Source organism: Paraburkholderia sp. (assembly GCF_047605525.1).
In the GTDB taxonomy this organism is placed as follows: Bacteria; Pseudomonadota; Gammaproteobacteria; order Burkholderiales; family Burkholderiaceae; genus Paraburkholderia.
Genome location: NZ_JASGFN010000004.1, coordinates 147,467 through 166,395, shown reverse-complemented (window position 1 = coordinate 166,395; position 18,929 = coordinate 147,467). Strand labels below are relative to the sequence as shown.

The 18,929-nt window shown below is 66.1% G+C and carries 21 protein-coding genes; 11 read left to right on the top strand and 10 right to left on the bottom strand.

Features of this window, described 5'->3' with window-relative positions:
* Positions 1-32: 32 nt before the first annotated feature.
* Together QM685_RS07400 and QM685_RS07395 are read right to left on the bottom strand one after the other, a co-directional pair.
* Complete coding sequence (locus QM685_RS07400; protein WP_415114284.1) at positions 33-383, bottom strand: DOPA 4,5-dioxygenase family protein; 351 nt, start codon at positions 381-383, stop codon at positions 33-35.
* A gap of 18 nt (positions 384-401) precedes the next feature.
* The gene (locus QM685_RS07395; RefSeq protein ID WP_415114715.1) at positions 402-905 is read right to left on the bottom strand and encodes a GNAT family N-acetyltransferase; all 504 of its coding nucleotides are present in this window, start codon (positions 903-905) and stop codon (positions 402-404) included.
* 275 nt (positions 906-1,180) lie between these two features.
* Here QM685_RS07395 and QM685_RS07390 point away from each other — a divergent pair, with 275 nt between their 5' ends.
* Positions 1,181-1,453: a DUF1488 family protein gene (locus QM685_RS07390; protein ID WP_415114282.1), complete on the top strand. Its 273-nt coding sequence runs from the start codon at positions 1,181-1,183 to the stop codon at positions 1,451-1,453.
* A gap of 710 nt (positions 1,454-2,163) precedes the next feature.
* A complete protein-coding gene (locus QM685_RS07385) occupies positions 2,164-2,637 on the top strand; it encodes a hypothetical protein (RefSeq protein ID WP_415114280.1) in 474 nt (157 codons plus the stop codon).
* An 87-nt stretch (positions 2,638-2,724) separates the two neighbouring features.
* Here the strand turns inward: QM685_RS07385 and QM685_RS07380 are convergent, their stop codons facing one another.
* Entirely contained in the window at positions 2,725-4,689 is a 1,965-nt protein-coding gene (locus QM685_RS07380; RefSeq protein WP_415114279.1) for a hypothetical protein, read from the bottom strand.
* A gap of 413 nt (positions 4,690-5,102) precedes the next feature.
* On the opposite strand from QM685_RS07380, the gene QM685_RS07375 reads away from it, so the two are divergent.
* The 4 genes from QM685_RS07375 to QM685_RS07360 all read left to right on the top strand — a co-directional run bounded on the left by QM685_RS07375 (position 5,103) and on the right by QM685_RS07360 (position 7,777).
* The gene (locus QM685_RS07375) at positions 5,103-5,456 is read left to right on the top strand and encodes a YciI family protein (protein WP_415114277.1); all 354 of its coding nucleotides are present in this window, start codon (positions 5,103-5,105) and stop codon (positions 5,454-5,456) included.
* A gap of 173 nt (positions 5,457-5,629) precedes the next feature.
* Positions 5,630-6,043, top strand: coding sequence for a YciI family protein (locus QM685_RS07370; RefSeq protein WP_415114275.1), 414 nt, complete (start codon positions 5,630-5,632; stop codon positions 6,041-6,043).
* 38 nt (positions 6,044-6,081) lie between these two features.
* The gene (locus tag QM685_RS07365; RefSeq protein ID WP_415114273.1) at positions 6,082-6,492 is read left to right on the top strand and encodes a VOC family protein; all 411 of its coding nucleotides are present in this window, start codon (positions 6,082-6,084) and stop codon (positions 6,490-6,492) included.
* Positions 6,493-6,502: 10 nt separating this feature from the next.
* Positions 6,503-7,777: an RNA polymerase sigma factor gene (locus QM685_RS07360; protein ID WP_415114271.1), complete on the top strand. Its 1,275-nt coding sequence runs from the start codon at positions 6,503-6,505 to the stop codon at positions 7,775-7,777.
* Positions 7,778-7,860: 83 nt separating this feature from the next.
* Here QM685_RS07360 and QM685_RS07355 read toward each other — a convergent pair whose 3' ends face one another.
* From QM685_RS07355 to QM685_RS07335, 5 genes are all read right to left on the bottom strand, one after another.
* Positions 7,861-8,478 (bottom strand): LysE family translocator, encoded by a 618-nt coding sequence (locus QM685_RS07355; RefSeq protein ID WP_415114269.1) that lies wholly within the window; start codon positions 8,476-8,478, stop codon positions 7,861-7,863.
* A 122-nt stretch (positions 8,479-8,600) separates the two neighbouring features.
* Positions 8,601-8,777, bottom strand: a complete 177-nt coding sequence (locus tag QM685_RS07350) for a DUF1427 family protein (RefSeq protein WP_415114267.1) — start codon at positions 8,775-8,777, stop codon at positions 8,601-8,603.
* A 35-nt stretch (positions 8,778-8,812) separates the two neighbouring features.
* Positions 8,813-9,781: a quinone oxidoreductase family protein gene (locus tag QM685_RS07345; protein ID WP_415114265.1), complete on the bottom strand. Its 969-nt coding sequence runs from the start codon at positions 9,779-9,781 to the stop codon at positions 8,813-8,815.
* 54 nt (positions 9,782-9,835) lie between these two features.
* A complete protein-coding gene (locus QM685_RS07340; RefSeq protein ID WP_415114263.1) occupies positions 9,836-10,714 on the bottom strand; it encodes an AraC family transcriptional regulator in 879 nt (292 codons plus the stop codon).
* A gap of 88 nt (positions 10,715-10,802) precedes the next feature.
* Positions 10,803-11,747, bottom strand: coding sequence for an AEC family transporter (locus tag QM685_RS07335; RefSeq protein WP_415114261.1), 945 nt, complete (start codon positions 11,745-11,747; stop codon positions 10,803-10,805).
* A gap of 157 nt (positions 11,748-11,904) precedes the next feature.
* On the opposite strand from QM685_RS07335, the gene QM685_RS07330 reads away from it, so the two are divergent.
* Positions 11,905-12,771, top strand: a complete 867-nt coding sequence (locus QM685_RS07330; protein WP_415114259.1) for a LysR family transcriptional regulator — start codon at positions 11,905-11,907, stop codon at positions 12,769-12,771.
* A 79-nt stretch (positions 12,772-12,850) separates the two neighbouring features.
* Here the strand turns inward: QM685_RS07330 and QM685_RS07325 are convergent, their stop codons facing one another.
* Positions 12,851-13,576: a GNAT family N-acetyltransferase gene (locus QM685_RS07325; protein ID WP_415114257.1), complete on the bottom strand. Its 726-nt coding sequence runs from the start codon at positions 13,574-13,576 to the stop codon at positions 12,851-12,853.
* 111 nt (positions 13,577-13,687) lie between these two features.
* Here QM685_RS07325 and QM685_RS07320 point away from each other — a divergent pair, with 111 nt between their 5' ends.
* The 3 genes from QM685_RS07320 to QM685_RS07310 all read left to right on the top strand — a co-directional run bounded on the left by QM685_RS07320 (position 13,688) and on the right by QM685_RS07310 (position 16,624).
* Entirely contained in the window at positions 13,688-15,334 is a 1,647-nt protein-coding gene (locus QM685_RS07320; RefSeq protein WP_415114255.1) for a PLP-dependent aminotransferase family protein, read from the top strand.
* 200 nt (positions 15,335-15,534) lie between these two features.
* Positions 15,535-15,867: a hypothetical protein gene (locus tag QM685_RS07315; RefSeq protein ID WP_415114253.1), complete on the top strand. Its 333-nt coding sequence runs from the start codon at positions 15,535-15,537 to the stop codon at positions 15,865-15,867.
* Positions 15,868-16,039: 172 nt separating this feature from the next.
* Complete coding sequence (locus QM685_RS07310) at positions 16,040-16,624, top strand: flavin reductase family protein (protein ID WP_415114251.1); 585 nt, start codon at positions 16,040-16,042, stop codon at positions 16,622-16,624.
* A 94-nt stretch (positions 16,625-16,718) separates the two neighbouring features.
* On the opposite strand, the gene QM685_RS07305 is transcribed toward QM685_RS07310, so the two are convergent.
* Positions 16,719-17,204: a GNAT family N-acetyltransferase gene (locus QM685_RS07305; RefSeq protein WP_415114248.1), complete on the bottom strand. Its 486-nt coding sequence runs from the start codon at positions 17,202-17,204 to the stop codon at positions 16,719-16,721.
* Positions 17,205-17,598: 394 nt separating this feature from the next.
* Between QM685_RS07305 and thrS the strand changes: the two genes are divergently transcribed.
* Positions 17,599-18,807 carry a threonine--tRNA ligase gene (thrS, locus tag QM685_RS07300; RefSeq protein WP_415114246.1) on the top strand — a complete coding sequence of 403 codons (1,209 nt, stop codon included), beginning with the start codon at positions 17,599-17,601 and terminating at the stop codon, positions 18,805-18,807.
* The last annotated feature ends 122 nt before the right edge of the window (positions 18,808-18,929 follow it).

Sequence of the window (18,929 nt, the reverse complement as noted above, 5' to 3'; positions counted from 1 at the left end):
TCCGTACCGGGGCGCAGGGCGTGTGGCGCCGGCTACATCAACGCTTTCAACACCAGCTCATACGAACGCCCGATCCACACCGCCGCGTCGCGATGATCGCGCAGCGCGTCGCCGGTATTCGGATGCAGAAACACATCGAGCGCGCCGTGATTGAGCGTGAGCCAGCCGACCACGTCGGCGAACTGCGCGTGCGTAAACGCAAGCTGATACGACCACATCGGATGTGGGCCGACCGGTCGTTCGTGAAAGCGGCCGATCTGCAACCTGTTGCCCCAGTGCGCCGCGATCTGCTCGCGAAACGCCCATGCGGTGTCGCGGCTCGCCGCATCGAAATAAATGTGCGCATGCCAGCTTTCGATAGCTGACAGATCACGAAAAGTCATATCAGAGTTCATCACGTATCAGTCTTTATCCGACATTGGTTCTGCTTCGCTTTCCGCCGGCGCGCACGGTGCGAGGCGCATATGAAACTGTGCTTCATCTTCGCCGACGATCTCGAAGCCGAGCCGATCGTACAGCCGTTTCGCGGGATTACCCTTGAGCACGTCCAACGCGACCGGCAGCGCGTCGGCCACGGCGGCGCGCAGGATCGTGCGCAGCGCCCGCTCGCCGATGCCGCGCCCTTGCAGTGCCGGCGCGACCTGCAATTGCACGACGAACCACCCGGCGTCGCTGCGATGCGCCTTCAGCAGACCCGCGGGTTCGCCGTCGACGCAGATCACCTGCGCCGCGTCGTAGCGATGCAAGAGGCGCGCGCGATGGGCATCGTCGTCGGTCGGTTCGCCGGCGCGCGTGAGGTGTTCGGTCATCGTCGCCTTGCGCAGCTCCAGCAGGAACGCTTCGTCGTCCGGTTGCGCGGGGCGCAGGATCAAGTCGGGTTGTTGGGCTGGCGCTCGGGCGGACATGTCGACAAGTTTGCGGCGCGCGCTTGGCACACGGTTGGCACGCGGTTGTGGTGCAAGGCGCGAGTAAGAATTATCGTCGATTGTCGCGCGCGCAGCGCTTTTTTTCCACCCGCGCGCAATGACTGAGATGTACATCGAGGGGTCAACCAGCGGGCGTAAAACAACAGATGTGAGGCAGTGGCGCAACAACGGCGGCCCCTGCGAGTTTCATACGGATTTTCCGGCGACGTTCGAGCGGCACGGCGAACGCCGCAACCCATGTCGGGAGGTGGGCCATGACGACGATCGAGGCGGCGGCCAGCGTCTCGGCAGATGGACGCGCGGTGATTTTCCAGTTTTCGTCGCGCGGACGCGATCTCGAATGCTCGGTCACGCGCGAGGCGCTCGAGCAGTACTTCTGGCTGCAAAGCGGCGCGGGCGAAGCGCGCGTGCTGCAGACGTTCGCGGATGGACGCAAACGCATTACCGCGATCGCCGAGCGAAAAATGCTCGCGCGTCCGGGCGAGAAGGTGCTGCTGACGATCGACGATTTTTCCACGCGCGGTTGAGGTGCGTTGCGCCGTCGCCGCCGCGCCTGTTCAGCTTGAAGCGGCCGGCTTCGCAAATTGCGCTTTTCGTTTCTCACCTTGCGTTTCGGACTACCCGTCCGCGCGTCTTGCCGCGCTGTTACATCGATTCGTCAAATTAACCCGCCAATGCCCCTCGCTTCACGCAATTGCATCCGCGCTTGCGCGCCTACACTGTTTTCCATGGAGCGACGAATCACCGAACTCCATCGACGCGATCTTCCCCCGCGTCGTGTCTGAACCGTACCGTTGATGGTAGTAAGTCACCCGCAGTAGCAGTAACGTAAAACGCGCCATCCACATCACGGAGTAACGCAGTAACCCGGTAGATGTTGCAATCGCAATAGCACTAGCGGTTTGAATCGATAGATAGTTGAAGTCAGCTTTGAAGCAGTGGGTTTGGCTAAAAAGAAGTCGGCAGGCATCCACGCGCATGGTCGACTGTTTCATCCTGTCAACCCTGTTCCCCGCGGAACAGGGTTTTTTTCGTTGGGGCGGTTCGCTCGTCTTGTATCTGGCGGGTTCGAACCGATATGCGGGCATTGCATCCTGCGATACGGTTCCGATCAACGGCGCGCCGCGTGTCGTGAACTGTCGGGCGGGAAAAGCGTCGGACGACTTTGAGCGCCGCGTTTGCCGTCGCCGCGTGCCGAAGTCCGGCCGCGCAGCAGTGACAAGGAGGTTGAATCGATATGCCCAGTAAATCGCGAGTTCGCAGGCACGGCCAGTCGGCCCTGTCCCCACTATTGCGCGCACTGACCCTCAGCCGCACCGCGCACGAGCCGGTCACGCAGACGATGCTGCTGCAAGCCTACGCCGCACTCGACGCGTTCCGCCGCGGCCACGGCGCGCGCAATCTGCACACGACGCTGAGCCGGCATTTGCTGGTGGCGCGGGAACTCGCACGTATCGGCCTCGGCGAAGACGCGCTCGCCGACATCGAAAGCGCGCACGCGGCGATGGTGCGGCTCGACCTGCGCGAGCGCGAAAACGGTCGCTGGTCGCTCGAAGACGACGAATATGCGCGGCTTTGCACGGCGCTCGCGACTTTCGACGGGCAGTTGTCGGCGGCGTCGTTGAGCGAGCTGGCAAGCGCGGAAGCGCGCATGATCGAAGGTCTGGTGAAGTCCGCGCAGGTGCGGGCATTCGCGGACGCAGCGGTTTGAGCCGAAAACGGACGCCGCCACACCCGGATACCGGGCGAAAAACGCCCCACGTTGAATCGCCCCCGCGCGCGATCAACCTCGGCAACGTCAGTCGTTGTACTTCGTGATGTCGTAGTACGCGGTGCCGTTCTGGCCGCCACCCAACTGAATGAGCCGCGAGCCGCCCGTGGTCAGCGCCGGGAACGGGCAGTTCGTGCAGGCCTGCGCACCCGACGAATCGACGCCCGCGCTGACGGTCGTCTGATATTGCCCGACCGTCGTGTTGTTCATCGGGCCGACCGAGAATCCGTCGGCTTCCACCAGCCCCGCGTTCGACTGCGCGGTCGCCTGAATCTGCACCGAGTTGACCGGAATCGCCAGGTCGAGGCCGTTCACGAGACTCGACCACGTGACGCTCAACGCGTACTGCACGTCGGCGAGTTGCGTGCCCGGCGTCAGGAACTGTTTCGTCGCGTCGTTCATCAGCAACGACGGCCACGCGACCGAGCCACCGGCCGCCGCGCCGAGCGGGCTGCCCGGATTGATCACCGACGACTGGCCGAGTTGCGCGCCGTTCCTGTCGTAGAACGTCACCGTATAGGTCGAATAGAGCGGCACGCTGGTCGCGTCGATCGCTTGCGCCGCGTAATAGCCGGTCGATGCCGGCGGCGTGAAGCTCGCCGTCGACGACAGCGACTGCCACGACCAGCGGTACAGCGACGTATTGCTGCTGGTCGTCGCGGGCGCGACGGGCGGCGCGCTCAACGCGGTATCGGCGAGACCGAGCGAACTGCTGCCGGATGCGGTGCGCGGCATCAGCCACACCGGCGCGGCGAGACCCGGCCCCGTGACCGATGCCGAATACACGGTCGGATTCGACGCGCCCGGAATCGTGATTTCGAGCCCCGATTCGTAGCGGTTCACGTCGTTCAGCCGCGTATCGAGGAACGTGCTGCGCTGGATTTGCGATTTGATCGCCACCGCGAACGACGACTGATCGCCGATCAGATCCCAGCCGAGCTGCGTGCCGTTCGCGAGCGTCACCGGCGTCGCGAGCTGTTGCGCGACGCTGTAGAGCACGCCGGGGTTGCCGCTCGCGAGCGTGAACGGCAACTGCACGAGCGCGAGCTGCTTGCCGCCGCGCGTGAAGAAGGCGAGCGTCTTCGGCGAGCCGAACACCGCGCCGGTCACCACCGATTCCGTCAGCCCGTGCGCGATCGCGAGATCGGTCGAGCCGCTTTCCTTGTACGCGGTGTCGATGGCGGGCGAGCACGACGTGTTGTCGAGCGCGCCGTTCGCGGCACACGCGGTGAGCAGCGACGCGAGCGGCTCCAGATAATTCGCGGCGGCTGGCGGCGCGGCGAGCGCGACGCCCTGCGCGGTCTTGCTGTTCAGCGTGACGGTCGTGCCAGGCGCCGCGTTCGACACCAGCGACAGCCCGCCGTTGGCCGCGGTCACCAGCGATACGGTGTCGATCACCGCATCGGCGCCCGTGTGATTCGGCGTGAACGCGGTGCCGACCGGATCGAAGCCGGCCATCTGGATGCCGTTCTGCTGGAGGATGTTCGCGAGGATCGTGTCGAGCGTGATGGTCGCGATTTCGACGGACGGCAATGTGACTTTCGCGAGCGCCGTGCTCGACGCGAGATCGAGCGGATTGCCGGACGCGGTCAGCATCGCGGCGAGCGCGGTGGTCAGCGTGGTCACGTTGGCGACGGCCGGCGCGGTGCTGTTCGGCAGCTTCGCGACCACGGAGACGAGCGGCGCGGACAGACCGGCCGCGTCGTTCGCGACGATCAGGAACGGCAACGTCATGCCCTTTACGGAGAGGCTGTACGCGCCCTGCGCGTCGGTGGTCGCGGTGGCCTGCGCGCCGGTCGCGTCGATCAGCGTGACGTTTGCGCCGACGAGCGCGGTGCCGGATGCGACCGTGCCGCCTACCGAGGTCGGCGTGGGGGCCGGCGTGCCCGACGAGCCCGTGCCGGAATCGCCGCCGCTGCCGCAACCGCCGAGTTGAAAGAAGACGAAGGCGACGGCGGCTGCGATGCCGGTGCGCACGATCGATCGATGCATGAAATTCCCCGCTGCTCGGATTATTTGAATTGTTGCCGGTGCGGCCGACGAGGCCGCCGTGACTCCACGCTAGAACGGCTGTTTCAGCGCGGACTTGAATGGATTTCGGAGAATACTTCAAAGCGGCGTCGGCGTGTCGCGTATCGCGTATCGGGGTGAACGCCATACGAGTGTCCGTAGATCGGATATCCGCCGATGCCGGCCAGAAGGCGCCCGCGCGCGGCGTGAAAGCCGAACGAAGCGCCGGGCCCCGCGTTTGCCGCTGTCATGCGTGCTTGCTAGACTGGCTTCGCCTGTTTTCCGCTCGCGCCGACTGGCCGTTGCGTTCATCGCCGGACGCCGTCGCGCGCGGCGCGAGCCAGCCCGCCAACCGGAAACGAACCGGAAACGAATCGGAACCAATCGGAGACGCCATGTCCTACATGCTGCTCATCGTCGAACCCCCGAATCAACGCGCCGAGCGCGGCGAAGCCGCGGGCCGGCAAGTCTATGACCAGATGGTGCAATTCGCCGCCGGCCTCAAGGAGCGCGGCAAGCTGCTCGCGGTCGAATCGCTGACCTCGCAGAAGGACGCGGTGCGCGTGCAGGTCCGCAACGGCCAGCCGAAGCTCGTCGACGGTCCGTTCGCCGAAGCGAAGGAAATGATCGGCGGCTTCTTCCTGCTGAACTGCGACACGCGTGAGGAGGCCGTGGCGATCGCGCAGGCCTGCCCGGCGGCGACGTGGTGCACAGTCGAGGTGCGCAAGCTCGGGCCGTGCTTCACGTAGCCGCGTCTGAAGGCGAACGCGGTTTTTTAGGTACTTTCCCTGGGCATTGACGCGCGTGTCGATCCGGCCGCGCATCGCTCGTCGTGTGAATAAGAAGCGGGCCGGCGCGGCTCGTTTCGCGATCGATTCACTGCATCCACTCACAACCAACTCATAAAAAAGGAGCAACGACAATGCGATTCATGATCATCGTCAAGGCCACGGCCGCGAGCGAAGCCGGCGAGATGCCCGAGCCGTCGCTGATCGCCGCGATGAGCGCGTACCACGAAGAACTCGCGAAGGCCGGCGTGCTGCTCGACGCGACCGGCCTGCAGCCGAGCGCGAAAGGCTGGCGCGTGCGCTACAGCGGCGGCAAGCGGACCATCGTCGACGGACCGTTCACGGAAACAAAGGAACTGATCGCCGGTTACACGCTGATCCAGGTGCGCTCGCGCGAGGAAGCGATGGAATGGGCGCGGCGCTTCCCGGCGCCGTTCGGCGAGAACGCCGATGGCGAAATCGAAGTGCGGCAGTTGTTCGAACTGGACGATTTCGAACCGGGCCCGGAAATCGAGCGCTTCCGCAAACTCGAAGAAGGTCGTCGCTGAACTGAACCCCCGGCCAATGCCGATTACCGGATTCCATCATGCACAAACAGATCTACGTCAATCTCGCGGTCGATAACGTCGCGCGTTCGAAAGCTTTCTTCACCGCGCTCGGCTTCAGCTTCGAGCCGCGTTTCAGCAACGAACGGGCGGTGTGTCTGATCCTCGGCGAGAACATCTACGCGATGTTGCTCGTCAAGGACATGTTCAAGACCTTCACGCCGAAGTCGCTTGCCGACGCGAAGGCGAGCACCGAAGTGCTCGTGTGCCTGTCGTGCGAGAGTCGCGAGGAAGTGGACTCGCTGGTCGCGAAGGCGCTCGCGGCAGGCGGCGCCGTGCCGCGCGCGCCGCAGGACCACGGCTCCATGTACGTGCACGGCTTCGAGGATCCCGACGGCCATATCTGGGAGCTCGCGTACATGGACCTTAACGCGCAGCCTGCGGCCAGCTAGGGTCAAGCTCGTGACGACGCAGGCCACCCATCGTGCGATCGAGGCTGTCTGGCGGATCGAGTCCGCGAAGGTCATCGCCCACGTCGCGCGGATCGTGCGCGACGTCGGGCTCGCGGAAGAGCTCGCGCAGGACGCGCTGGTGGCCGCGCTCGAGCATTGGCCCAGCGCGGGCGTGCCCGACAACCCCGGAGCATGGCTGATGACGACCGCGAAGAACCGCGCGCTCGACCGGCTGCGCCAGGAAGCGCTGCATGCGCGCAAGCGCGAGGAGCTCGGGCACGATCTCGACGCCATCGACGCGCATGTCGTGCCGGATTTCGTCGATGCGCTCGATGCCGCGCGCGCCGACGACATCGGCGACGATCTGCTGCGGCTGATCTTCACCGCGTGCCATCCGGTGCTGTCGACCGATGCGCGCGTCGCGCTGACGCTGCGTCTGCTCGGCGGCCTCACCACCGATGAAATCGCGCGCGCGTTTCTCGTGCCGGAGCCGACCATCGCGCAGCGGATCGTGCGCGCGAAGCGCACGCTGTCGGCGGCGCGAGTGCCGTTCGAAGTGCCGCAGGCGGATGCGCGCGCGCCGCGTCTCGCGTCGGTGCTGCAGGTGATCTATCTGATTTTCAACGAAGGCTATTCGGCGACGGCCGGCGACGACTGGATGCGCCCGGCGCTGTGCGAGGAAGCGCTGCGGCTCGGACGCGTGCTCGGCGGTCTCGTTCCGGACGAAAGCGAAGCGCTCGGCCTCGTCGCGTTGATGGAGATTCAGGCGTCGCGCACGCATGCGCGCACCGACGCGCAGGGGCGTCCGGTGTTGCTGCTCGATCAGGATCGCAGCCGCTGGGACCCGCTGCTGATTCGCCGGGGACTGGCGGCTTTGGAGAGCGCGCATGCGCTCGGCGGCGCGAGCGGGCCGTACGCGTTGCAGGCCGCGCTCGCCGCGTGTCATGCGCGGGCGCGCCGCGCCGGGGATACCGACTGGGCGCGCATCGTCGCGCTATACGATGCGCTGGCGCAGGTCGCGCCGTCGCCGGTGGTCGAATTGAACCGCGCGGTCGCGGTGGGGATGGCGTTCGGGCCGGCGGCGGGTCTCGAGATCGTCGATGCGCTTGCCGCCGATGCGGCGCTCGCGAACTACCACTGGCTGCCGAGCGTGCGCGGCGATCTGCTGGTCAAGCTGGGGCGCGTCGATGAAGCGCGCGCCGAGTTGGAGCGCGCCGCGGCGATGACGCGCAATACGCGCGAGCGGGAGTTATTGCTGGAGCGTGCGCGCGGGCTTGCGGATTGAGCGTTGCGTGGATGTCAGGGTTGGCGTTCGCGCGCATGCACATGAACGCACGCCGCGATAAGCGCATCGCAACGAATGCCGCCTCAACGAATCAACTGCCGCACCCCCAACGCGACAATCAATCCGCCGCACACCCGATCCACCCACGCCTTGCCGCGGCGGTACGCCGACGCGATCCGCGCATGCGACAGCGCCAGCGCGACGAACCCATACCAGCTGCTCGCGACGACGAACACCACGCCGAGCATCGCCGCAAACGTGCCGGTGCCCACGTGCGCGGGCGCCGCCGACGAGAACACCGCGGCAAAAAACGCCATCGACTTCGGATTCGCGATATTGGTCGCGAAGCCCTGCGCGAATGCCTGCCGGAAGCCGCCCGACGGCGCTTTGCCGAGAGCCGTCTGCCTGGCCGCCGACGCGTTGAAGATCAGCCGCCCGCCGAACCACAGCAGATAACACGCGCCCACGAGCCTGACCACGAGCGCGAGCCACGGAAAGGCGGCGAACACGAGGCCGACGCCGAGAATCGCGCAACTCGCCCAGAACAGATTGACGAGCACGATGCCGGCGACTACCGCGAGCGCCTCGATGCGCGTCGCCGACGCGGCCTTGTGCGCGACCGCGACGAAGTTCGGGCCGGGGCTCACCACGCCCGCGATATACACGGAGAAAACGCCGAGAACGGCGGAGCCATCGATCACAACACACTCCTTTGAAACGGGCTTTTCCTGTTGTCGCCGGGCGGGGCGGGAGCCCGGCGGGCCCCAATCTTAACGTGTCGCATGCGGCGGCAGGCCGCGGGATCCGGGATTCAGCGAATGATTCAGTGCAGGCCCGACGCGAGCCACGTGCGCACGAACGGAATCAGATGTTCGCCGCCGACCATGCCGAGCAGCCCGACCAGCGCGACGGTCGGCGGCGCGGGCGATTTCACGTTCATCACGCTATAGAGCAGCCCGACCAGCACACCGGCGGCGAGCGAGAGCAAATACGCTTTCATGTTCGTGGTACCTGTGGGGAAGGGAACGGTGCCGGCTATTCCATGCGAATCACGACGCGCCCGCGCGTGCCCGCGGCCACCGCCTCGTAGGCCTCGCGCGCGTGGGCCAGCGGGAACGTCTGTGCGATCGCCGGCGCGCTCAGCTTGCCGCTGTCGAAGCCTTCGACGAGCGCCGTCATCAGCGGCGCCGATTCCGCGACGCCGAGCTTCGCGCTGTCGACGCCGAGCAGTTGGGTTTCGTTGTGATAGAAATCGATCAGGTCGAATTCGACGCGGCGCTTGCCGGTGCCGCTGATTTCGAGCACACGGCCGCGCCGCTTCGCGAAGCTCAGCGCGGTTTCGAATGCGACGCCGCCGACCGTGTCGTAGACGACTTCCGCGCCCGCGCCACGGGTCAGCTCACGCAGGCGTTCGGTCGCGTGTTCGTCGAACGGCACGTGGTCGTCGATCAGACGGCCCGCGGGCGTCGCCGGATCGAGCGGCCGGCGGTCTACGGCAATCACGCGCGCGCCGCGCGCTTTCGCGATCTGCACGACCGCGCCGCCGACGCCGCCGCCCGCGCCGAGCACCACGACCGTTTCGCGCGCGCGCAACCGCGCGTATTCGACGGTGCCGAGCCATGCGACCACGAAGTTCACGCCGATCGCCGATGCTTCGGCGTGACTCAACGCAGCGGGCTTGCGCGACAGCGCGGCGAGCGGAACCTGAATGTATTCCGCGTGCGTGCCGTCGCGCGTGAAGCCGATGTCGCCGCCGGTGCCCCACACTTCGGCGCCGAGCCATGCTTGCGGGCCGTCCGTGACGACCCCGCTGAAGTCGCGGCCCGGTGTGCGCGGCAGGACCGTGTGCGCGAAATGGCCGGAGACGTTTTTCACGTCGCTCGGATTGACCGAGGCCGCCATGACGCGCACGACCGCGTGGCCGGCATCGGCTTGCGGCGTCGGGAGGTCGACGTATTCGAGCACGTCGGGGGTGCCGAAAGACTTGAACTGGATCGCTTTCATCGTGAGTGGCTCCGCAGTGGATGGAGCCTAGTCTAGGTGACGCGTGAGCCGGTGTCAGGACAAGGGCTTTCGAATTTCGGACAATGGGGAGCGGATTTCAGGCCCATCTTTATCGACACCCGCACGCGCCGCGGCGTGCGCGTCCCGTACATCCGCCAATGTCTCGCCCGGATCGAACGCGCTCGGCGGCGCGCCGAGTTCGCGCCGGAACATATCGCTGAAGCTGCTCGGCTGGAAACCGAGCGCGCGGGCGATGCTGCTGACCGGCCGCCCTTCGGCCAGTCCCGACACGGCCACCGCGAGTTGCACCTGACGCCGCCATTGCGCAAAGCCGACGCCGAGTTCGCGCATGAAGAGACGGGCCAGCGTGCGCACACTGGCGCCGACCGACGCCGCGTGCTGCTCGAAGCTGATCGCATTGGACGGGTCGTCGATCACCGCGCGGCATAGCGCTTCGAGCCGCCGGTCCGAGGTGCCGGGCAGCGCGATGCGCAGCGACGAGCGCGGCGCGTGCGCGAGTTCGAGCATCGCGAGACGGTAGGCGGCGTCGAGATAGGTCCGGTCGCGCGCGTCGGTGCGCTCGTATTCGGCAATCGACGCGATCAGCTCGCGCAGCAGCCCGTTGACCTCGAACACGTCGCTGCGCCGGCTGAGATGGCCAACGTTGCGCTCGTGCAGATAAATGTTGCGCATCTCGACGTCGCTCATCATATGGATCGAGTGCGACGTGCCGGCCGGCAGCCACACCGCGCGCTGCGGCGGCACGACCAGCGCCTCGCGGCCGACCTCGACCCACATCACGCCGGACACCGCGTACAGCACCTGCGCCCACGTGTGCGAGTGCGGATCGATGCGCAGTCCGCGCGGATAGCGGCGCGCGAGGGAGCGGGCGTTGGCGTCGTCGTCGAGTTCGGGTGGGCGGGCTTGGGGCACGGCGGGTGGTCGCGCGGCGCGCGTCAGGGAGTCGCGAACCTTCGCGGTTCGTGTGCGAAGGATAGCGCGTGGCGGGCGTGGGCGGGGCCTATGCGCGATGCCCCATCACCATCAACAGCAACGACAACGTGAGCACCGAGCCCACCGTCGACAGCAAAATCGTCCGCGACGTAATGTGCGCCTCGCGCTCGTAGAACTCGGCAAGCATGAACGGCCCGGTGCCGGTCGGCAGCGCGGCGAGCACGACGGCCATTTCGACCAGCGTCGGCGCGAGGCCGAACACGCGCGCGGCGAGCCACCAGGTCAGCGCCGGCTGCACGATCAGCTTGACGCCGGTCAGCAGCAGCGAGATGCCGCCCGCGCCGGCTTCGGTGGGACGCTTTTCGGCGAGGAACAGCCCGAGGCTCACGAGCGCGCACGGACTCGCCGCGCCGGCCAGCAGCTTCAGGAACGTCTCCGCGCTCGCCGGCAGCGTGACGTGCAGACTCGCGACCGCGGCGCCCGCGAGCGGCGACACGATCAGCGGATTGCGCGCGAGCGAGCCCAGCACCTTGAGGCCGAGCTTGTGCGGCGTGCGCTCGGTCTGCAGGCCGATTTCGATCAGCACGATCGCGAGCGCGAACAGCACGCATGCGACGAGAATCGTCGCGATCGTCGTCGGCGTGAGGCTTGCCTGGCCGAATGCGATCACGCCGAGCGGAAAGCCGATGTAGCCGGTGTTCGGATACGACGCGGCGATCGCATCGACGCTCGCATCGGCGAGATGCCGGCCGCTGCCAAGACGCATGACCAGGATCAGCGCGAACACGCTCACGCACGCAATCGAAAACGTTGCGACGAATGCCGGCTGGTAGAACTGATGCCACGTCGCGTGCGCCATCGTGTCGAACAGCAGCGCGGGCAGCGCGAGCCAGACCACGAAGCGATTGAGTTCGGATGCGGCGTTCGGTCCGAGCACGCCGCGCCGGCGGCACGCGAAGCCCGCGAAAATAAGGCCGAAAACGGGAAGCAGGATTTCGAGGGTGGCTAACATCGGTGCAGGGGAGCGGGCGTGCGAAAGCAGGTGCTGAATGAGACGAAATGCGACGAAACGGACGATCCGCCAGCGTAGTGAATTGCGTTGATACAATCCAATACCGTTTAAAGGTTTCAACGATACCTTTTTTGCATCGTCAATCCGCGGAGGCGTCGTGATTGATGTCAAACCGCTGCGCTACTTCGTGACGCTCGCCGAAACGCGCCATTTCGGCCGGGCGGCGGCGCGGCTGAATCTGTCGCAACCGCCGCTGAGCCGGCAGCTCGCGGCGCTCGAGGCGAGCCTCGGCGTCACGCTGATCGAGCGCAGTCCGCGCAGCGTCACGCTGACCGCGGCCGGCGAACGTTTTTACGCGGATGCGAAGGCGATCCTCGCGGCGCTCGAGCAGGCGGTCAGCAACGCGCGGGCCGCCGCGCACGGCGAGGCGGGCAAGCTCGCGATCGGCTTTACGATGTGCTCGGCGTATAGCGTCGTGCCCGGCTATGCGCGGACCTTCGGCGCCGCGTATCCGGAGGTCGAATTGAAGCTGCGCGAGGTCGTGTCGAACGACCTGACCGAACAACTGCTCGCCGGCCATATCGACGCGGCGATCATGTTCCCGACCGCGACCGACAAGGCGCTCGCGACACGCACGGTGCTGAGCGAGCCGTTGTGCGTCGCGCTGTCGCGCGGCCATCCGCGCGCGCGGGCGCGGCGCCTGAAAATCGCGCAGTTGGCCGGCGAGCCGTTCGTGCTCGCATCGGAAGAGGTTGCGCCGAGCCTGCGCGCGACGATCCTCGAACATTGCCGGCTGGGCGGCTTCGAGCCCGACATCCGTTTCGAGGTGCAATTGCAGCAGACGGTGCTGAGCCTCGTCGATGAAGGCGTGGGCGTTGCGCTGGTGCCGTTGTCGATGCGCAAGGCGCAGCTTGCGGGCGTGGTGTTCCGGCCGCTCGTCGATGCGCCGTTGATCGAGCAGGTATTGGCGTGGTCGCCGGCGAACCGGAATCCCTGTTTGAAGAGGTTTCTGGAGTTGGCGTGAGGGGCGCTGCAAAGACGTTCAGGGACTGGCCGGTGAACCAGCGGCGCGCCTGTTGGAGCCAACGCGCTTACGCGTCTTTTTATGCCGCCGCTCGCCGGCGCGCGATCAGATCCGCCAGCTTCTCGATCTGCTGCCCCCGCGCGTCGAAATTACCCGCGTCGAGCCACTGCGTATAGCACTCGCGCAGCGCGGGCCATTCGCTATCGATGATCGAAAACCACGCGGTGTCGCGATTGCGTTCGCGATATACGATCGCCTGGCGAAAGATCCCCTCGAACGTGAATCCATAACGCAGCGCCGCGCTGCGCGACGGCTCGTTCAGCGAATCGCATTTCCATTCGAAGCGCCGATAACCGAGCTTGTCGAACACCTCGCTCATCAGCAGGAACATCGCATCGGTCGCGATGCGCGTGCGCTTCAGACGCGGCGAGTACGTGACGTGGCCGACTTCGATCACGCCGTTCGCCGGATCGATCCGCATCAGCGAGAGCGTGCCGACCGGCTTGCCGGTCGCGAGGTCGATCACCGCGTAGTGCAGCGGATCCTTCGACGCGGCCATCCGCGTCAGATGCTCGCGATAGGCGGCGAGGCTGTCGAACGGGCCGACCGCGAGATAGGTCCAGTCGCGGCCGTCGGCGGCCGAGCTATACGCGTCGAACAGGTCCGTCGCGTGGCGCTCGACATCGACCGGCTCGAGCCGGCAATAGCGGCCCGTCAGCGGTTCGCGGCCCGGCGGTTGCGCGCCTCGCCAGCCGGGCACGGGCACGCCGATCGGCTGGCCGTATGCGTTTCGTTTTGGTTCCATGTCTGTTCTCCTGTCGGCGCATGCCAGGGGGTGTCGATGGGGAAACGATACGGCAATCGTGGTATGTTCAAAAGATCCACGACACGCCCAATCGATAGGTCCAGCCAATATATGATCGAGATCATCGGAGCGCTCGTCCATGCGGACGATGCCACCGCCGCGAACGGTACCGCGCGGCCCGCGCCGCTGCAAAAGCAGTTGATCGAACGTCTGCAGCAGGCGATTCTCGCGGGCCGCCTGGCGGCCGGGTCGCTGCTGCCGTCGTCGCGGTTGCTCGCGGCGGAGATGGGCGTGTCGCGCAACACGGTCGTGATCGCCTACGAGCATCTGGCCGCGGTCGGCTACGTGATCGCCGACCGCCGGGGCACGCGCGTGAGCCCGTTGTCGAACCCTGCCGCGCGCGGCGAGCCGGCGGCGGCATCCGTCGCGCCCGAGGTGGCGTACGCGGCGCGCGTCGGCCAGTTCGCGGCGTCGCACGCCGCCGCCGACAACGCCTACGCGCTGACTCCCGGCACGCCCGCGCTCGACCGTTTTCCGCTCGCCGCGTGGCGGCGCGCGCTCGAACGGGCGATGGAGCGCGCGTTGCCGCAGGCGCTGGGCTACGGCACCCCGGCCGGCGAGTCGGCGTTGCGCGACGCGATCGCCGCGCATCTGCGGATGGCGCGCGGCGTACGCTGCGACGGCTCGCAGGTCGTGATTACCGAGGGCGCGCAGGAAGCGCTGAACCTGTGCGTGCGGCTGTTCACGAATCCGGGCGATGTCGCGTGGGTCGAGGATCCCGGCTATCGGGGCGCGAAGGCCGCGTTCAACGCGGGCGATCTGCGCACGCTGCCGGTGCCGGTCGACGCCGAGGGCATGGCCGCGCCGGACGATGCGTGGCGCACGCATCCGCCGAAGCTGATCTACGTGTCGCCCGCGCATCAGTATCCGACGGGCGCGGTGTTGTCGGTGGCGCGGCGGCTCGCGCTGATCGCGCAGGCGCGGCGCCGCGGCGCGTGGCTGATCGAGGACGATTACGACGGCGAGGTCCGCCATACCGGCGAGCCGATCGCGAGCATGCAGGGCCTCGTCGACGACGCGCCGGTGCTGTACGTCGGCTCGTTCAGCAAGACGATGTTTCCGGCGCTGCGCATCGGCTTCGTGGTGCTGCCGCGCGCGATCGCCGCGCGCATCGCTGTTGCTCTGCAGGAAATGCTGCGCGGCGGACATCGGCTGGAGCAACTGGCGCTGGCGCATTTCATTGAAAGCGGCGAGTTCGGGCGGCACCTCGGACGCATGCGGCGGCTGTACCGCGAGCGCCAGCAGGCGCTGCGCGACGCGCTGGCCCGGCATTTTCCGGCGACGCGGATTCTGGGTGGCGATTGCGGGATGCATTTGACGCTGCTGTTGCCGCCGGGGATCGACGATCGGGCGCTCGCGGAGCGCGCGCAGGCGCGAGGGCTCAATCCGCGTGCGCTGTCGGGGTTCGCGCTGGCAACGTCGGACGAAACGAATGGGCTCGTGATCGGGTATGGCAATACGGCTGCGGAGCGGTTGGCGCCCGCGGTCGAGGTGCTGGCGGAATTGGCGCGGGAGATGGAGGCCGCGGCGGGATCTGTCGTCGTGAAACGCGCGGCGAAGGCCGCCGCGCAACCGGCGGCCAAAGCTGTGCCGGAAGGCATGGCCAGATCTGCCGCAAAACGGGCCGCCACGTCCGCCGCAAAACCCGCCCGGCGGCCCGCCCGGCGAGGCCGCACGGCCGCGGCGTCCGGCGTGTAAGTTTTACGTTTGTCCGCGCGGCCCATGTCGCGCTATCGTGTCGTCTATGCGCGGCGATTCGGCGTTGCCGATGTCCTGTTCTGCCCGCATGTGTCGCCGTTGCCCGGCCCGCCGCGTCGCGGGCGCAGCGCCGCCGGCAATGGGCACGAAGAATGCCTTGAGTGTGGTTATCGATGACGATTTATCCGACCGGAGAAGACATGAAGGAAATCGAACCGACCCCGTGGTTTGACCTTGCCACTCATACGCCCGTCCGCGAAGGCTGGTACGAGGTGCAGTTGACGAGCGGGGACACGGCGTTTGCGAAGTTTGGCGACGGCGTCTGGACCGAAAAACCGTTGCTCGTGTTCACGCACTGGCGCGGATTGTCCGCTGACCCGTCGAGAGCCGAGGAGGGCGCGGCCGAATCGATCAGTGCCGAAGCCACCGCGGCGCAAGGCGTGCGCGCCGCATGGAACGCGTTCTTCCCGGGACTCGGCGAAGAGCAGCACAAGCCGCACGATGCGCTGCCGAACGGCAAAGCGCCGCATTGAGATTCGCGCGGGCGGCAGCTTGCGGGCTGTCGCCCGCAACGCTGCTTGCAAAGCGGGCGGCTTTTCTTCGAACGCTTCCTGCCTGAGCGCGACGGATGCCACTCGCGCGTGATGGCTGCCAGGCCGACATGGCTACAATCAGCGTCATCTCTTCCGACGCACACCAGCAGATATGAACCCCAGCCGAGAACCCGTGGAGTTGTCGCGCGCGACGCAGTTGCTCAATCATGGCCCGGTCACGATCATCACGAGCGCGCACGGTGGCCGCACGAACGTGATGGCCGCGTCGTGGGCGATGCCGCTCGATTTCAACCCGCCGAAAGTGGTGGTCGTCGTCGACAGCCGCACGCTGACGCGGCGGTTGATCGAAGCAAGCGGTGTGTTCGGGCTGCAACTGCCGAGTCGCGGCTTTGCCGCGCAGACGCTCGCGGTCGGCACGCACGCGGGCGTCGAACTCGATAAATTCTCCGCGTTCGATCTCGAGACGTTCCCCGCGCAAAAGATCGACGTGCCGATGCTCGCCGGCTGCATCACGTGGATGGAATGCAAGGTGATTCCGGACGACAGCCAGCGGCATGATCTGATCATCGGCGAAGTGGTCGCCGCGTACGCGGATAGCCGCGTGTATTCGCACAACCGCTGGCATTTCGGCGACGATCCGGACCTGCGCACCTGTCATTACGTAGCGGGCGGCACGTTCTTCGCGACGGGCGATGCATTCGAGATCGCGCCGGCGAGTGCGTCGTCCGTGGAGTGATGGGAATGGGCGTCGCCGCGCCAACTCGCGAATACCTGTTCAACGCGCGTATCACAAAGGCTTTGCGTGGCTGAATAGCGATGCTGCGTGCGGCTTATGCGTTTCCTTCGGCAAACGCCTTCAGCGCATCGCCCGCGAGACGGTAACGCACCCATTCGCTCTGCGGGTTCGCGCCGATCGACTTGTAGAAGCCGATGGCCGGCTCGTTCCAGTCGAGCACGCTCCATTCGAAGCGGCCACAGCCGGTCTCGCAGGCGATCTGCGCGAGATGGCGCAGCATCTGTTTGCCCGCGCCGCTGCCGCGCGAGGCGGGCGACACGTATAGATCTTCCAGATAAAGCCCCTGCTTGCCGAGCCACGTCGAATACGAAAAGAAATAGACGCAAAAGCCGACGGGTTCGCCATCGATTTCGCAGATCAGCGCTTTCGCGGGAACGCCCGCGGAAAACAGGCTCTTTTCGATGTCTTTGACGGTGGCGACGACTTCGTGCTCGGCTTTCTCGTACACCGCGAGTTCGGTGATGAAGCGAAGGATCAGGGTAGCGTCGGAGGCGGTGGCGGGGCGGATGTGGATGGTCAAGGTTTTGAATGCTCGGTGAGTTGAGTGGTGGATCGTGGCCGGGCAGCCATGCATGGAAACGAGCCGGCGTCGAATCGGACGTACATCGTAGCGTTTATCGCGTCGTCGTGGCCAGCGCGGCACGCGTGCATTCGTCATGACGATTGACGTACCAGTACCATTTCGCGTATTTTCGACACATGCACTTCCACTCGATTTCCCTCTCCGCCGTCACCACCACGACGACCACCTTCGCAGGCGGGTCGTCTGGAGGTTGCGCGCGCTAGAAGCTGGAGAACAGCGGAATCAGTGGCAAATCCCCAAGGGCCCCGCCGGAAACGGACGGGGCCCTTGGCGTTTGTGGCTTCTCCGTTTGCGGCATTCATCGTGACATTCGAACCAACGGAGCATGACCGTGAACGACATCGATCATCGTGTACTTGGCAATAAACTCGATCTCTTCCATCAACAGGAAGAAGGCCCCGGCATGGTCTTCTGGCATCCGCGCGGCTTTACGCTTTATCGCGTGCTGGAAGATTATGTGCGCGAGCGCATGCGTCGCGCGGGCTTTCGCGAGATCCGCACGCCGCAATTGCTGGCGCGTTCGCTGTGGGAAAAGAGTGGCCATTGGGAGAAGTTCGGCGGCGCGATGTATTCGCTCGACGATGCCGAAGAAAACCGCGCGCTTTGCCTGAAACCGATGAGTTGCCCTTGCCATGTGCAGGTGTTCAGCCAGCGCGTGCGTTCGTATCGCGAGTTGCCGATGCGCTATAGCGAGTTCGGCGCGTGTCATCGCGACGAACCGTCCGGATCGCTCGAAGGTTTGAAACGCACGCGCGCGTTCGTGCAGGACGATGCGCATGTGTTTTGCGCGCCCGCGCATATCGAGGCGGAAGTTGGCCGCTTCTGCGCGTTGTTGCGTTCGATGTACGCGGACCTCGGCTTTCCGGCCTTCAGGGTCGCGCTGGCGACGCGCCCCGCGCAGCGCGCCGGCAGCGATGCAACGTGGGATCGCGCGGAAGAAGCACTCGCTAATGCCGCGCGCGCGGCCGGTCTTGCGTTCGACGTGCTCGTCGGAGAAGGGGCTTTTTATGGACCGAAACTCGAATTCCATCTGACGGACAGCCGCGCGCGAAGCTGGCAATGCGGCACGATCCAGCTCGACCTCGTGCTGCCCGACCGGCTCGATGCGGTGTACGTCAACGAGCGCAACGAACGCGAGCGGCCGGTGATGATCCATCATGCGGTGCTCGGCAGTATCGAGCGTTTCATCGCAATGCTTCTCGAACATCATGAGGGATGGCTGCCGATGTGGCTCGCGCCGGAGCAGGTGGTGGTCGCCACTATCAGCGACGCGAATCTCGCCTACGCGAATGAGGTCGTGCAGGCGCTCGACGATGCGGGTATTCGCGCGATGCTCGATGGCCGGCCCGAGCGCCTGGAGAAGAAGATCGTCGATGCGCGCGAGAAGCAGGTGCCGGTTCTGGTCGCCGTGGGTCCGCGCGACGAACGTGACCGTACGATCAGTGTTCGGGCGCGTGACGGGCGGCAATCGATATTTGCGCTGGCGGAGGGTGTCGAGTACTTGAGGAAGATTGCGCTGCCGCCGATTCCATTGAAATGACGATGCGAGGTTTGCATCCTGCTGCACTCAGTCGAGACATCCGCTTCCACTGAGTCGTCGCGACTCGTCCCTGCCTGTAATAGTCGGTAACGAGTGCTCCGGTTTCTCGGCCGGAATAAACG

Bases quoted from the DNA above. Each gene is read 5' to 3' on its own strand.
- QM685_RS07400 (WP_415114284.1), bottom strand. From the start codon at position 383: ATGACTTTTCGTGATCTGTCAGCTATCGAAAGCTGGCATGCGCACATT.
- QM685_RS07395 (WP_415114715.1), bottom strand. From the start codon at position 905: ATGTCCGCCCGAGCGCCAGCCCAACAACCCGACTTGATCCTGCGCCCC.
- QM685_RS07390 (WP_415114282.1), top strand. From the start codon at position 1,181: ATGACGACGATCGAGGCGGCGGCCAGCGTCTCGGCAGATGGACGCGCG.
- QM685_RS07385 (WP_415114280.1), top strand. From the start codon at position 2,164: ATGCCCAGTAAATCGCGAGTTCGCAGGCACGGCCAGTCGGCCCTGTCC.
- QM685_RS07380 (WP_415114279.1), bottom strand. From the start codon at position 4,689: ATGCATCGATCGATCGTGCGCACCGGCATCGCAGCCGCCGTCGCCTTC.
- QM685_RS07375 (WP_415114277.1), top strand. From the start codon at position 5,103: ATGTCCTACATGCTGCTCATCGTCGAACCCCCGAATCAACGCGCCGAG.
- QM685_RS07370 (WP_415114275.1), top strand. From the start codon at position 5,630: ATGCGATTCATGATCATCGTCAAGGCCACGGCCGCGAGCGAAGCCGGC.
- QM685_RS07365 (WP_415114273.1), top strand. From the start codon at position 6,082: ATGCACAAACAGATCTACGTCAATCTCGCGGTCGATAACGTCGCGCGT.
- QM685_RS07350 (WP_415114267.1), bottom strand. From the start codon at position 8,777: ATGAAAGCGTATTTGCTCTCGCTCGCCGCCGGTGTGCTGGTCGGGCTG.
- QM685_RS07345 (WP_415114265.1), bottom strand. From the start codon at position 9,781: ATGAAAGCGATCCAGTTCAAGTCTTTCGGCACCCCCGACGTGCTCGAA.
- QM685_RS07335 (WP_415114261.1), bottom strand. From the start codon at position 11,747: ATGTTAGCCACCCTCGAAATCCTGCTTCCCGTTTTCGGCCTTATTTTC.
- QM685_RS07325 (WP_415114257.1), bottom strand. From the start codon at position 13,576: ATGGAACCAAAACGAAACGCATACGGCCAGCCGATCGGCGTGCCCGTG.
- QM685_RS07320 (WP_415114255.1), top strand. From the start codon at position 13,688: ATGATCGAGATCATCGGAGCGCTCGTCCATGCGGACGATGCCACCGCC.
- QM685_RS07315 (WP_415114253.1), top strand. From the start codon at position 15,535: ATGAAGGAAATCGAACCGACCCCGTGGTTTGACCTTGCCACTCATACG.
- QM685_RS07310 (WP_415114251.1), top strand. From the start codon at position 16,040: ATGAACCCCAGCCGAGAACCCGTGGAGTTGTCGCGCGCGACGCAGTTG.